This is a genomic window from Brooklawnia cerclae, assembly GCF_011758645.1.
Lineage (GTDB): Bacteria > Actinomycetota > Actinomycetes > Propionibacteriales > Propionibacteriaceae > Brooklawnia > Brooklawnia cerclae.
The window spans coordinates 1-13,418 of the sequence record NZ_JAAMOZ010000005.1; the positions used below are offsets into that span (position 1 = coordinate 1).

A 13,418-nucleotide genomic window follows, 5' to 3' on the forward strand; every position below is an offset into this window, starting at 1 on the left:
AACGAGCCGATGAGGGCCCAGTCGAGGGTGACGTCCTGGCCGAGGCGGGAGAGCAGCGAACTGGCGCTGTTGATGGTGATGACCACCAGGGAGGTGCCGACGGCCACGGGCATGGGCAGCCGCATGGCCAGCACGAGGGCGGGCACGACGGCGAAGCCGCCGCCCACGCCGAAGAATCCGGTCAGCAGCCCGACGGCGGTGGCCGTCAGGAGCAGGACGCCGAGGGCGTGGCAGTCGCAGCGGAACGGGCGCAGGGAGACCACCGGGGTGGTCCGGGCCTCGACCTGGCCGTGGCCGGCGGCCTGGTTGCGGGCGGCGGCCCACCGGCGCCGGGTCATCACCGCGGCGACGACGAGCATGAGGCCCGCGAAGGCGGCGAGCAGGACGTTCTGGGGCACCGCCGTCGACAGCAGTGAGCCGACGAAGGCCCCGCCCAGGCCGAGGAGGCCGAAGACGACGCCCTGCCCCAGGCGCACCCGGCGGGCGCGCAGGTGCGGGAGCATCCCGATCAGCGTCGTGACGCCGACGATGACGAGCGAGCCGGTCGTCGCAGACCGGGGGTCGAGCCCGAGGAGGTAGACCAGGGCCGGGACGGTCAGGATGGATCCCCCGCCGCCGAGGGCGCCGAGGGTGATGCCGACGACGAGGCCGATCGGCAGGGTCAGGGCAAGCACGGACCGGGGGTCCTTCCCGAGGTTCGAGGGCACGCGACCCACCAGGTGCCCGCCCGGTGGTGCGTGCACCGCGGAGCGTGCCGGGGTGGTTGCCGTGACAAGCGGGGCCGCAGCCCACTCACGGTCAGGCGGAGGCCGGGGTCGCCTCGGTGACGATGGGCAGGCCGGCGGTCCGGGCGGAGCGGTCGAAGCTGTCGTCGACCACGACCACGCGGCGGCCGGTGGCCGCGACCAGCGAGGCTGCGATGGAGGCGCGGTAGCCGGACGCGCAGTGCACCCAGACCTCACCCTCGGGCACCTCGTCCATGCGCTTGACGATGTCGTGGATCGGGATGTGCACGGCGCCGTCGATGTGGGCCTCGCGCCACTCGCTGCCCCGGCGCACGTCCAGGACGGTGACGGGCCGGTGGTGGCGGACCTGGGCGAGGTCGGTGAAGCTCGCGGACGGCAAGGTGGCGAGCGGGGCGTCGGTCCACTCCTGCGGGCGGCCGGTCGCGGCCGCGGCGGGGCGGTCGATCCCGATCCGGGTCAGCTCGCGCTGGGCCTCGGCGACCTGCTCCCGGGACTCCCCGAGCAGGGTGACCGGGGTGCCCCACGGGATCAGCCAGCCGAGATAGGTGGCGAACTGCCCGTCCAGCCCGAAGTTGAACGTGCCCGGCACGTGGCCGGCGGCGAAGGCGGTGCGGGTGCGCAGGTCCACCAGCCACTCCCCGGCCGCGAGCCGGCGGCGGAGCTGGTCCTTGTCGGCCCGCTCGGGCTCGGACAGGTCCGAGGCGCTCGGGCCGACGGCGTTGGCCGGGCCCATGTGCACGTAGTAGGCGGGGTAGTCGTCGAGGCCGGCGAGGGTGTCGGCGACGTAGTCCCTCTCGTCCTGGCTCAGCACCGGGTTGATCAGCCGCTCCTGGCCGATCGTGGAGGCGGTGGTGTTCCCGCCGGCGGAGGTGGCGGCGCAGAAGGAGCCGAAGCCGTGGGTGGGCATGACCTTGGTGTCCTCGCTCAGCTCGGCCGCGAGCCTGCGGGCGGAGCTGTACTGGTGGCGGGCGAGGTCGTGGGTGTGGGCCTCGCCGAGCAGGTCGGGCCGACCGGTGGAGCCGAACAGCAACGACCCGCCGGAGAACACCGCGGGCTCGGCGCCCTCGAGCACGTAGGACAGGTGCGTGAAGGTGTGGCCCGGGGTGTGCATGGCGCGCACCCGCAGGGCGGGACTGACCTCGACGACCTGGCCGTCGCGGATCTGGGTGCGCTCGAAGGAGACCTCGTCCTCGGCGTTGACGTAGTAGCGCGCGCCGGTCTGCTGGGCGAGGGCGTAGCCGCCGGTGACGTAGTCGTTGTGGATGTGGGTCTCGAAGACGTGCGTGATCCGCACGCCCGCCTTCTCGGCGGCGTCCAGGACGCGGTCGATGTCGCGCTGGGGGTCGACGACGAAGGCGACCTCGCCGTCGTGGACGAGGTAGCTGCGGTCGCCGAGGGACGGGGTCTCGATCGAGATAATCGTGGTGGCCATCAAGGTGGTCCTTTCAGGGGGGTGAGGTGGCGGTCACGCCGCGGCGTGCGGGCCGGTCACGACGGTGTTGCCGGCGCTGATCCAGTCCTGGGTTCCGCCGCGGACCGAGTAGGCCTCGAAGCCCGCACCGCGCAGGTGGTCGGTGGCGCGCCGGCTGCGGTTACCGCTGGCGCAGATGACGTATACGGGCTGGTTCGTCGGTAGAGCGGCGGTCCGCTCCGCGACCTCGCCCAGCGGGAGCAGCTCGGCACCGGGGACGTGACCCTGCACGTACTCGAACGGCTCGCGCACGTCGATGACGAACGCGCCGTCCGCCTTCGCGGCGGCGAACTGGTCGATGGAGACCTCAGTCATGGTCTTTCCTTCCTGAGAAGATACCCCTGGGGGTATAGGTTCGGGAGTCTATAACGCGCCACCCGCCGACCGCATTCCCCGCCCGGCAACGACCCTCGAGGCCGCGGCTCGCCGCGCCGCCACATGACACCATCATACCCCCGGGGGTATAGTGCCGGTTGAGAGGAGTTCACCCATGACCACCACCACCCTTGTGACCCGGCTGCGCGCCTTGTTCGGCCGCGGCGCGGACGACGGGCGGCTCGGCTCGACGGTCAGCGCGGCGCGCGCGGTCGAGCTGGTCCGTGACGGCGCGGCCCTGCTCGACGTGCGCGAGCACCACGAGTGGCGCACCGGGCACGCCCCCCAGGCTGTCCACCTCCCCCTCGGCCAGCTCGACAAGGCCCCGCAGCGCCTACCCAAGGACGGCCCCGTCGTGGTCGTGTGCGCGAGCGGCATGCGCTCACGCACCGCCGCGAAGCGGCTGCGCGACCTCGGCTTCGAGGCCGCCAGCGTTGCCGGCGGCATGGGCGCCTGGCAGCGCGCCGGCGGCGCCGTCCGCCGCTGAGCACGCCGACCGACGAGCCCCGACACGCACGACCACCCCCGGAGATGACCCATGTGCAGTCCCGCACGTTGCACCACCTGCGGCAAGACAACCTGGACCGGCTGCGGCATGCACGTCGACGCCGTCCTGTCCGGTCTCGACCCGGCCCAGCGGTGCACCTGCCAGTGACCGCGCCCTGCAGACCGACGACCGACACCGGGCCCGCCGACACCGGGCCCGCCCACGCCGCCCGGGCGGAGGCGCTCCAGCGCGAGGCGATGACCCGACTGACCGAGACGGCCGGGAACCAGTCCCTGTGCACGCTCTCCCGCGACGGCTCGGCGTGCTCCGTGGCGAAGTACCACGAGGGTGCCATCGCCGCCCTGGCCCAGGCCCGACGCGCGCTCACCGCGGCCGAGCCGGGAGCCGACCCGGCCGACCGGATCAGGGTCGTGCGCGCCCGTTGGGTCGGGCAGGCAGGCGCAGGGACCACCGGCGCGGCCTGGCGGGCCTACCTCGAGGGCGGCCGTGACGGTCTCGACGTCCTGCTGGCCCCGGCCGCAGCCGGTGAGCGGGCCACCGGACCGGCGTCGCGAGTCCTTGTCGGTTCCGCCGCGGCAGGCCGGCTCGGCGGCGGGCGCTGGCCCCGCCGCCGCGTCACCGCCACGGCGGTGCTCACACCCGCACTCTTCGCCGTGCTGGTCGCCGCGGGCGGCGGCTTCCCCGCCGCTGCGCTGTGGACCGTGCTCGTCGCCCTCGTGGCGGTCGCTGCGGCCGCGACGCTGGCGACCTACCTGCCCGGCCCCGGGAAGGGCCGCCGACCGGACCTCGGGTGCTCCCCGTGCGCGGCCATGGCGGCGATGACGGTCCTGGCGGCCGCCTGGTTCCTCCAGGCGGCGCCGCACCAGCCGTCCATGGCCGCCGCAGCCCTCGCCGCGGTGGGGTTCGGGCTTCTCCAGCGCCTCACCCAGACCGACGCCAGCTGCGCCAGCTGACCCGCGCCGGTGCGGGCACCCGGACCGGAATATCGGCGTCCCACGAGTGTTGTATACCCCGGAGGGTATCTTCCGGAGACCTACGCAAGGGAGTTCGCCACATGGCTACCGTCAACCTCACCGCCCACGCCTTCATGGAGACCATCCACCGGGACGGCATCGTCCTGGTCGACTGGTGGGCGTCCTGGTGCGGCCCGTGCCGGATGTTCGCCCCCGTCTACGAGCGGGCCTCCCAGGCCCACGACGACATCGTGTTCGCCAAGGTCGACACCGAGGCCGAGCAGTCCCTTTCCGCCCAGGCCGGCATCACCTCCATCCCGACGTTGATGGCCTTCCGCGACGGCATCGGCGTCTTCGCCCAGCCGGGTGCGCTGCCCCCGGCGGCGCTCGAACAGGTCATCGCGGCCGTGCGCGACCTGGACATGGACCAGGTCCGCGCGCAGCTGGCGGAGCAGGAAAAGCAGTCCGCCTGACATCGGTCAGGTCCGACCCGAGAAACGGAGAGCAACCATGAGCTACAGCATCACCACCACCGTCGACCAGCCGTTCGACCAGACCGTCACCGCGGTCCGCGACGCTTTGGCCGGGCAGGGCTTCGGCATCCTGACCGAGATCGACATGGCCACGACACTGAAGAACAAGCTCGACGTCGACATCCCCCCGCAGGTCATCCTCGGCGCCTGCAACCCACCCCTGGCCCACCGCGCCCTGCAGGCCGAGGAGTCCATCGGACTGCTCCTGCCCTGCAACGTCGTCGTGCGCTCCGCCGGCCCGCACCGCACCGTCGTCGAGGCCCTCGACCCGCAGATCATGGTCGGGGTCACCCACAACGACCAGCTCGGCGCCGTGGCAGACGAGGCTGCCGGCCGGCTGCGCACGGCCCTGTCCGCCCTCCAGCGGGCATGACGACAACCACACCGTGGGCACGACCTGGCTCGATACCCGGCGGGGTAAATTGGCTGAACCAGCACGAGGGAGGCACGGTCATGGAGCTCGACCCCAGCGAGATGGGCAAGGTCGTCAACCGGCTCAAGCGCGCCCAGGGCCAGCTCGCCGGCGTCGTGCGCATGATTGAGGAGGGCCGGGACTGCGAGGACGTCGTCACCCAGCTCTCCGCCGTCTCCAAGGCCCTAGACCGCGCCGGGTTCGCGATCATCGCCTCGGGCATGAAGCAGTGCCTGCTCGAGTCCGACGGCCAAGACACCCTCGATGTGCAGAAGCTGCAGAAACTCTTCCTCTCACTGGCCTGACCGGAGCGCCGCGCGCCAGCGCAGCGCAGCTCGGCCCGTCTCAAGCTGCTCGTCCTCACCGGCGCGGCCACCGCGGGCGGTGCGCTGACCAACGCGATCGAGGTGGAACGCATCCCGGCTCACGGCACTGACGGTCGTGAGCTGATGCAGGACGTGCAGAGGCAGACCCTGCGCGGGGCGCGCCCGTCTGTCGCGAGCTGGAAGGCCACCACCAAGACGTCGCCGTCGACCTGACCGGCGTCACCAGATGGATCACACGCTTTCTTGTACGTCACGTTCTTGTACGTCACGCCGGCCGACAACGGCACCGCTTGTGTCGACCGCTACGACTCAGCGTGGAGGTGGATTGTGGGTTGGAACCAGATGGGGTCGGGGATGGGCTGGGGCTGGTTGTTCCTCGCCCTGCTTGTGATCGGCATCGTCGTGCTGGTGGTGGTGCTGATGCGTCTCCTGGCCGGGGGCGATCGTGGCCGGCCGCGTGACCCAAGGGTGACCGGCCGCAACCCGGCCCGGGAAACCCTTGATGAGCGGTACGCCCGGGGAGAGATCGACGCCGCGGAGTACGACGAACGGCGCCGGCGCCTCGCCGGGGACCGGGAGGGCTGAGGGGTGGAACCGATCACGCGTCGCCGGGCGCTCCAACTCGGCGCTCTCGGTGCGCTCGGTGCCGCGGCCGGCGGGGTGGGCCTGTCCCGGACCGGGCTGCCCTGGACCAACCCGTCCACCTGGTCGCCGACGTCGGAGGGAGCCCGCGTGGAAGCCGTCCCGGGCGGTGAGCTGCTGGAACCCGAGGTGCTGCGAAGCCAGGACGGCGTGCTCCGCGTGGACCTCGTGGCCGAAGCTCGGGTGACCGAGGTCGCCGGGCGGCGGGCACAGGTCCTGACCTACAACGGCACCCTCCCGGGGCAAACCTGGCAGGTGCGGCCCGGGGACCGGCTCGAGGTTCGCCTGCGCAACGAGCTCGACACCGCGACCAACATGCACACTCACGGGCTGGTGGTCTCCCCGCAGGGCAACGGGGACAACCCGTTCATCAGCATCGCACCCGGAGAGAGCTTCGACTACCGCATCGATCTGCCCGAGGACCATCCCACCGGGGTGTTCTGGTACCACCCCCACCGGCACGGCACGGTGGCCGACCAACTCTTCGGGGGCCTGTACGGGGCCATCATCGTCACCGGTGACGAGGTCCCGGTCAGCCGGGACCGCAGCCTCATCGTCTCCGACATCTCCCTGACCACCGACGGGACCATCGCACCGGTGTCCGCGCAGGAAGTGATGATGGGCCGCGAAGGAGACCTGGTCCTGGTCAACGGTCAGCACAAGCCGCGCCTGGCCGCCCGGCCCGGTGAGCGGGAACGGTGGCGAGTGATCAACGCCTGCACCTCCCGCTACCTGCGCCTGGCCCAGCCCGGGCAGGACCTGGAGCTGCTCGGCGTCGACGGCGGTCACGAACCGGCACCCCGGGCGGTGGATGAGGTGTTGCTGGCCCCCGGCAACCGCGCGGACCTGCTCGTGACCATGCGAAACGGGACCAGCGAGCTGCGCACGCTCGGCTACGACCGCGGCGGGATGGGCATGATGGGCGCAGGCATGTCCGGGCCCGTCACCCTGGCCACCCTCGCCGTCACCGGGCAGGACACCGGCACTACCCGCCCGGTCCCCGAGCGCACGGCTGACCCCGACCTGCGCGAGCGGCCCGTGGACCGGCGGCGGGAGATCGCCTTCACCATGACCATGGGCGGAGCGATGATGGGGCCCGGCGGGATGGGCGAGATGATGGACCTCGGGTTCGACGGTCGCGCCTTCGCCGCGGACCGGGTTGACCAGCAGGTCGCGGCCGGTGCGGTGGAGGAATGGACCATCACCAACCCCACCCCGATGGACCACCCCTTCCACCTTCATGTCTGGCCCATGCAGCTCATCGAGACCGACGGAGAACCAGTCCTCGAACCCACCTGGCGGGACGTCGTCAACGTCCCCACCCAAGGGCAGGTCCGTGTCCTGGTCGACTTCAGCCGCCACCCAGGCCGCAGCGTCTACCACTGCCACATCCTCGACCACGAAGACGCCGGCATGATGGCCACCGTCGAGACAGGCTGACCCCCGGCCCCACTGGCCATTCTCGAGAACGCTCGACAAGACAGGGCCGCCACTACGTCGGCACGTTTGATGGCCCCCGTGACCGACTCAGCCGCCACCGTGTACCCACAGAACCCCGCCACATAAGAGCGCAAGCCACAGTCGAGATCAACGCCTTCGGCGTCCTCGACTACAGCGCCATCACCGTCAAGTCCTGACCCTTTCAGGTCCGTTGAGATAGCAATCGCCCTGGCCGGTCACCGGTGCCCCCGGTGGCCGGCCAGGGCTTTGCGCGACTACCGGCGGAGGCTCGATTACCGGCCGGGGCGTGGCGCGATTAGAGTTCACCCCCAACAGATGTCCGAACCGAGCCGGGCGCTTCGCCCGGCTCCACTACGAGTACCAAGTGAAGGGTTGTGCGCATGGGGACCTACATCCTGCGACGCCTGCTGCAAATGATCCCCGTCGTCCTCGGGACGACATTCCTCATCTACTGGATGGTCTTCTCACTGGGCGATCCGACTGTCGGGCGATGCGGCGAGCGGGCTTGCCCCGACTCGTACGTGGCCAAGATGGTCGAGGAATACCATCTCGACAGGCCGCTGCCGGAACAGTACGTGCGCTACCTGGGCAATGTCGTCCAGGGTGACCTGGGAACAAGCTTCAACGGCGATTCGGTCTCGGAACAGCTTTCTGTCCGCTGGCCCACCACGATCCGGCTCTCGGTGATAGCGATCGTGTTCGAGACGCTCATCGGCATCGGTGCGGGTCTGCTGGCCGGACTACGAAGACGAAGTTTCTGGGATTCACTCGTGTTCGTCACAACCCTCCTCATCATCTCGATACCGTCGTTCGTCCTGGGTTCGGTAGCCCAATTGGTGTTCGGCGTCCAGCTCGGCTGGTTCCCGGTGACCTCCACGCAGGGCACCTGGAGTCAACTGATGCTTCCAGGATTCGTGCTGGGCTCGATGTCGATGGCCTACATCGCACGCCTGACCCGCAACTCGCTGACCGACAACCTCTCCGCCGACTATGTGCGCACGGCCCGCGCGAAGGGCCTCACACGCGGACGCGTCGTCGGCATCCACACCTTCCGCAACTCCCTGATTCCCGTGGTGACGTTCATCGGAGCCGACTTCGGTGCCCTGATGGGCGGAGCCGTCGTCACGGAGCGCATCTACAACATCCAGGGCATCGGCGGCTACATCTTCCATTCGATTCAGACGAAGGATGGCACCGCGGTGGTGGGAACGATCACCTTCCTCGTGATCGTCTTCCTCATCATGAACCTCATCGTCGACTTGCTCTACGGAGCCATGGATCCGAGGATCGCGCATGACTGAGCCCTGGCAGATTCCCACGGACGGCACGAACCAACTCGCTGCCCCGGAAGCGGGCGCGGAAGAGGACGCCGCTCCGGCCGGACCTCCCGAGAAGGAGGTGTCGCGCAGCCTCGGCCGTGACGCCTGGGACGATCTGAGGAAGCGTCCCGCGTTCTGGGTGTCGTCCGCGTTGATCGTCATCATGGTGCTGATGGCCGCGGCGCCCACTCTCTTCACGTTCTTCTCGCCCCAGCCCGACCCGACGTACGCCGACCTGTCCAAGGCCAGGCAGACGCCCTCGGCACAGGCCTGGTTCGGCTACGACGGCCAGGGCTACGACGTGTACTCGCGGACGATCTTCGGGGCACGCGCATCCATCCTCGTCGGCGTCCTGACGACCATCCTGACCACCATCCTCGGCAGCGTGGCGGGCCTGGTGTCCGGGTTCTTCGGCGGCTGGATCGATGCGGTCCTCAGTCGTCTGGGCGAGATCTTCTGGGTGATCCCGCTGCTGCTCGGCGGCGTGTTGTTCCTGTACACGTTCCCGTCCAACCTCAACACTCCCTACATGGTGGTCATCGGCAAGGTTGTGCTGGTGCTGTCGATCCTCGGCTGGCCGCGCATCGCGCGCATCATGCGCTCCACGGTGTTGCAGGTGAAGCCACTCGACTACGTCCAGGCCGCCCGGGCGCTCGGTGCCTCACCTTGGCAGATCATCGTCAAGCACGTCCTGCCCAACGCCTTCACTCCGGTCATCGTGGTGGCGACCATCGACCTCGGCGCCTACATCGCCACCGAGGCCACCCTGTCCTTCCTCGGCATCGGCCTGCAGCCGCCGACGATCTCGTGGGGCGTCGCGATCTCCGAGGCGTCCGGCCTCGGCCTGCTGCGCAGCGCGCCGCACATGCTGTTGTTCCCGAGCATCTTCTTGTCGATAACCGTCCTCGCGTTCATCATGCTCGGCGATGCCGTACGCGACGCGTTCGATCCGAAGGGCCGGTGAGGTTCTCATGACGCAGACTGCCACCGCAGGAACGGTGTCCCGTGGCACCGAGGCCGCGCTCGAGGACTGGTCGCCGGGAGACGGCCACCTTCTCGATGTCCACGACCTGCACGTCGAGTTCCGCACCCGCGACGGTGTGGCCCGCGCCATCAACGGCGTGAGCTTCCACCTCGACCCCGGCGAGTCGCTCGCGATCCTCGGGGAGTCGGGTTCCGGCAAGTCGGTGACCGCGCAGGCCATCATGGGCATCCTCGACACCCCACCCGCCTTCGTGACGGGCGGCGAGGTGCGCTTCCGCGGCGTGGACCTGCTGAAGATTCCCGACGACGACCGTCGCCACGTGCGCGGCCAACGCATCTCGATGATCTTCCAGGACGCCCTGTCCGCCCTGAACCCCGTGTTCACCGTCGGGTGGCAGATCGCAGAAATGTTCCGCGTCCATCGCGGCATGAACCGCACGGACGCCCGCGAGGCGGCGATCAAGCTGATGGAGCGGGTCAACATCCCCGGGGCCAGGCAACGCGCCGGCAACTTCCCGCACCAGTTCTCGGGGGGCATGCGCCAGCGGATCATGATCGCCATGGCACTAGCGCTCGACCCGGAGATCCTCATCGCGGACGAGCCCACGACCGCCCTCGACGTGACCGTGCAGGCCCAGATCATGGAGCTTCTCAAGGAACTGCAGACCGAGACCGGCATGGGGCTCATCCTGATCACCCACGACCTGGGCGTCGTGGCCGACGTCGCCGACCGCATCAACGTGATGTACGCCGGGCGCATGGTGGAATCCGCCCCCGTGCGCGAGCTCTACGCCTCCCCCGCACACCCCTACACCGAGGGGCTGCTGGACTCGATCCCCCGCCTCGATCAGACGGCCGGTGAGTTGGCCGCCATCGGCGGGCTTCCACCGAATCTGACCAGCATCCCGCCCGGCTGTGCGTTCAACCCGCGCTGCAAGTACGCCCGCGACGTGTGCCGGGTCGACCCGGTGCCCCCGCTGGTGGACCTCGGCGCCGGCCGGAGCAGCGCCTGCCACTTCACGCACGAGTTGCTGGAGGGGCGGCTCACGGTCACCGAGCCGGAGGTCATCGAGACGGTGCCGGCAGAGACGTCGGAGGGTTCGCATGAGTGAGGTCATCCTCCAGGCCAAGGGCCTGAAGAAGTACTACCCGATCCGCAAGGGCGTGTTCCGCCGGGTCGCGGGCCAGGTGAAGGCCGTCGACGGCGTGTCCTTCGAGCTGCACAAGGGCGAGACTCTCGGAGTCGTCGGCGAATCGGGATGCGGCAAGTCGACCCTCGGCCGACTGCTCGTCCAGCTCGAGAAGCCCACCGAGGGCACTGTCGAGTTCGAGGGGCAGGAGATCCGGCTCGGCAGCAACCAGATGCGGCGCCTGCGCCGCGACATCCAGATCGTGTTCCAGGATCCGTACACCTCGCTGAACCCCCGGATGACGGTCGGCGACATCATCGCCGAACCCCTGCTCATCCACCGCAGGGAGCTCGGCCTCAAGGGCGGCGAGCGCGACCGGGTGAAGGAACTGCTCGACCAGGTCGGCCTGAACCCCGAGCACATCAACCGCTATCCCCATCAGTTCTCCGGCGGGCAGCGCCAGCGCATCGGGATCGCCCGCGGTATCGCCCTCAACCCGAAGGTGCTGGTCTGCGACGAGCCGGTCTCGGCCCTGGACGTGTCGGTGCAGGCCCAGGTGGTGAACCTGCTCGAGAAACTGCAACGCGAGCTGGGTCTCACCTACGTGTTCATCGCACACGACCTGGCCGTCGTCCGCCACATCTCGCATCGCGTGGCCGTGATGTACCTCGGCGAGATCGTCGAGACCGGCGACAAGGACCAGATCTACGGCCATCCGATGCACCCGTACACCCAGGCGCTGCTGTCCGCGGCGCCGGTGCCCGATCCGGTGCTTCAGTCGAAGCGCGAGCGAATCGTCCTGTCGGGCGACGTGCCCAGCCCGGCCAACCCGCCCGCGGGATGCCGGTTCCACACACGGTGCTGGCGCGCCCAGACCAAGTGCGGCGTCGACCGTCCGGTCCTGGAGCTGAAGGACGCGTCCCAGAGCGGTCATGTCGTCGCCTGCCACTACGCCGAGGAGCTCGTCGAGGTCGTCACCGGCTGAGCACGTCGTTTCGACAAGCTCAACGACCGTTCCTTGAGCTTGTCGAAAGGACCCTCTCCGCCCACCAGAGGCCCTTGAGCTTGTCGAAAGGACCATCCCCGCCCACCAGAGGCCCTTGAGCTTGTCGAAAGGACCGCCCCCGCCCACCAGAGGCCCTTGAGCCCGTCGAAAGGACCGCCCCCGCCCACCAGGCCCTTGAGCTTGTCGAAAGGACCCTCCCCACCCACCAGAGGCCCTTGAGCCCGTCGAAAGGACCGCCCCCAACAGGCTCAACGGCCGCACCACCACCGGGCCACGTGCAGGGGGCGAATAAGGTGGATGCCATGCACCTCGTTCGCCCGCTCCGGCTCGTCCGCGTACTGGGGGCGGTCACCGCGGCGGTGCTGCTCGGGACGATCGGGCTCGCCCCCCGGGCGAACGCCGACGACGGGTGGGCGCAAGAGCCCGTGGCGTCGTCCGAGGCATCCGGTCAGGCTTGCGCGCGACTCATGTTCGTCGGCGTCCGGGGCTCCGGGGAAGATCCCGGGTACGGACGCACCATCACGGAGATCCGTGACCGCATCGGGGCGATGACAGACATCGAGGACGACGTCAGGCAGGTTTGGCTCGACTATCCGGCGGTCGCCCTCTCGGACTTCACGACCGACCAGTTGGAAGACCTGCTGTTCTCCTCCGACGACGCGTCGGAGGGCTACCGCGCGTCCGTGCTGAGTGGCGTCGACGAACTCCAGCGCCTTCTCGCGGACGAGGGCGGGCGCTGCCCGTCCGAGAAGGTGTTGCTGGTCGGGTACTCACAGGGTGCCGAGGTGGTGACCCGGACGCTCAGCGTCGATCCACTGGGCGATCGGCTCCTCGGTGCGGTGCTGGCCGGCAATCCGGCCCACTTCGAGGGCCAGCACGTCACCGAGGACGACTCGACGTCCTCGGAGTCTGCCTACGGCATGACGGCGGCGCTGGAATACCTACGGACGAGCGGGGTCTCCGCCGGCAGCACGCGGGATGCGCAGGTGCAGGGCATGATCGCCGCGCTCTTCGCGATGTACGACGGCGACGTGGACGCCACCGACATGGCGGGTGCGCTCGCCGAGAACCACCTCGATCTCGACGATTCCCTGACCTCCCGGGTGCACTCGGTGTGCATGGCCGGGGACATGATCTGCGACGCCGTGCCCACCCTGACGCGCATCCTGAGTTCGCAGACGACCTTCGACCAGGAACGCGAGCGGGCGCGTCCGCTGCACTCGAACTACTCGTCCGTGATGCCCCTGACGATGAACTGGCTCGAGGCGGCGCTGAAGCGCCTGGCGCTGGAGCCCGAGCCCTCCCCCACCCCGTCGCCGGGCGGCGGAACCACTGGCTGGTGGATCTGGGTGGTCGCCGGAGGTGGCGTTCTTCTCGTCGTGGCGGGGGCGGCGATCGTCTCGCACCGGCGGGGGCGTCCGGCCAAGCCCGGGAAGACCGCCGTGGACGACGGGGACGCCAGCGCGTCCGAAACCCACCAACCCTGATTTCCGCACATGGACACGCCAGAGCAAACGCTGTCCGCGGCGTCCCCGACCCGCTGGTGCGCAGA

At 69.7% G+C, this 13,418-nt stretch carries 15 protein-coding genes; 12 read left to right on the forward strand and 3 right to left on the reverse strand.

The window, feature by feature from the left end:
- The 3 genes from FB473_RS16755 to FB473_RS16765 form a co-directional block, all read right to left on the reverse strand.
- The coding region (locus FB473_RS16755; protein WP_167171718.1) for a TSUP family transporter at positions 1-674 on the reverse strand (674 nt) is incomplete at its 3' end.
- Positions 675-798: 124 nt separating this feature from the next.
- The gene (locus FB473_RS16760) at positions 799-2,178 is read right to left on the reverse strand and encodes an MBL fold metallo-hydrolase (RefSeq protein WP_167170294.1); all 1,380 of its coding nucleotides are present in this window, start codon (positions 2,176-2,178) and stop codon (positions 799-801) included.
- 33 nt (positions 2,179-2,211) lie between these two features.
- A complete protein-coding gene (locus FB473_RS16765) occupies positions 2,212-2,532 on the reverse strand; it encodes a rhodanese-like domain-containing protein (RefSeq protein WP_106298890.1) in 321 nt (106 codons plus the stop codon).
- 175 nt (positions 2,533-2,707) lie between these two features.
- On the opposite strand from FB473_RS16765, the gene FB473_RS16770 reads away from it, so the two are divergent.
- The 12 genes from FB473_RS16770 to FB473_RS16825 all read left to right on the forward strand — a co-directional run bounded on the left by FB473_RS16770 (position 2,708) and on the right by FB473_RS16825 (position 13,353).
- Complete coding sequence (locus tag FB473_RS16770; protein ID WP_106298889.1) at positions 2,708-3,079, forward strand: rhodanese-like domain-containing protein; 372 nt, start codon at positions 2,708-2,710, stop codon at positions 3,077-3,079.
- 164 nt (positions 3,080-3,243) lie between these two features.
- Positions 3,244-4,053 carry a hypothetical protein gene (locus tag FB473_RS16775; protein ID WP_167170291.1) on the forward strand — a complete coding sequence of 270 codons (810 nt, stop codon included), beginning with the start codon at positions 3,244-3,246 and terminating at the stop codon, positions 4,051-4,053.
- Between the two features lie 101 nt (positions 4,054-4,154).
- A complete protein-coding gene (gene trxA, locus FB473_RS16780) occupies positions 4,155-4,526 on the forward strand; it encodes a thioredoxin (protein ID WP_106298887.1) in 372 nt (123 codons plus the stop codon).
- 37 nt (positions 4,527-4,563) lie between these two features.
- Complete coding sequence (locus FB473_RS16785; protein WP_106298886.1) at positions 4,564-4,959, forward strand: DUF302 domain-containing protein; 396 nt, start codon at positions 4,564-4,566, stop codon at positions 4,957-4,959.
- A gap of 80 nt (positions 4,960-5,039) precedes the next feature.
- Positions 5,040-5,303, forward strand: coding sequence for a metal-sensitive transcriptional regulator (locus tag FB473_RS16790; RefSeq protein ID WP_106298885.1), 264 nt, complete (start codon positions 5,040-5,042; stop codon positions 5,301-5,303).
- Positions 5,304-5,651: 348 nt separating this feature from the next.
- Positions 5,652-5,909: an SHOCT domain-containing protein gene (locus tag FB473_RS18545; protein ID WP_208390819.1), complete on the forward strand. Its 258-nt coding sequence runs from the start codon at positions 5,652-5,654 to the stop codon at positions 5,907-5,909.
- Positions 5,910-5,912: 3 nt separating this feature from the next.
- A complete protein-coding gene (locus FB473_RS16800; RefSeq protein WP_167170288.1) occupies positions 5,913-7,406 on the forward strand; it encodes a multicopper oxidase domain-containing protein in 1,494 nt (497 codons plus the stop codon).
- A 401-nt stretch (positions 7,407-7,807) separates the two neighbouring features.
- Positions 7,808-8,728, forward strand: a complete 921-nt coding sequence (locus FB473_RS16805; RefSeq protein WP_167171721.1) for an ABC transporter permease — start codon at positions 7,808-7,810, stop codon at positions 8,726-8,728.
- Positions 8,721-9,710 carry an ABC transporter permease gene (locus FB473_RS16810; protein ID WP_167171724.1) on the forward strand — a complete coding sequence of 330 codons (990 nt, stop codon included), beginning with the start codon at positions 8,721-8,723 and terminating at the stop codon, positions 9,708-9,710. The genes FB473_RS16805 and FB473_RS16810 overlap by 8 nt, the downstream gene beginning before the upstream one ends.
- A gap of 7 nt (positions 9,711-9,717) precedes the next feature.
- Positions 9,718-10,842: an ABC transporter ATP-binding protein gene (locus tag FB473_RS16815; RefSeq protein ID WP_167171728.1), complete on the forward strand. Its 1,125-nt coding sequence runs from the start codon at positions 9,718-9,720 to the stop codon at positions 10,840-10,842.
- A complete protein-coding gene (locus FB473_RS16820) occupies positions 10,835-11,845 on the forward strand; it encodes an ABC transporter ATP-binding protein (RefSeq protein WP_167171731.1) in 1,011 nt (336 codons plus the stop codon). Before FB473_RS16815 ends, FB473_RS16820 begins: the two co-directional genes overlap by 8 nt.
- A 323-nt stretch (positions 11,846-12,168) precedes the next feature.
- Positions 12,169-13,353, forward strand: coding sequence for a cutinase family protein (locus FB473_RS16825; protein ID WP_167171735.1), 1,185 nt, complete (start codon positions 12,169-12,171; stop codon positions 13,351-13,353).
- The last annotated feature ends 65 nt before the right edge of the window (positions 13,354-13,418 follow it).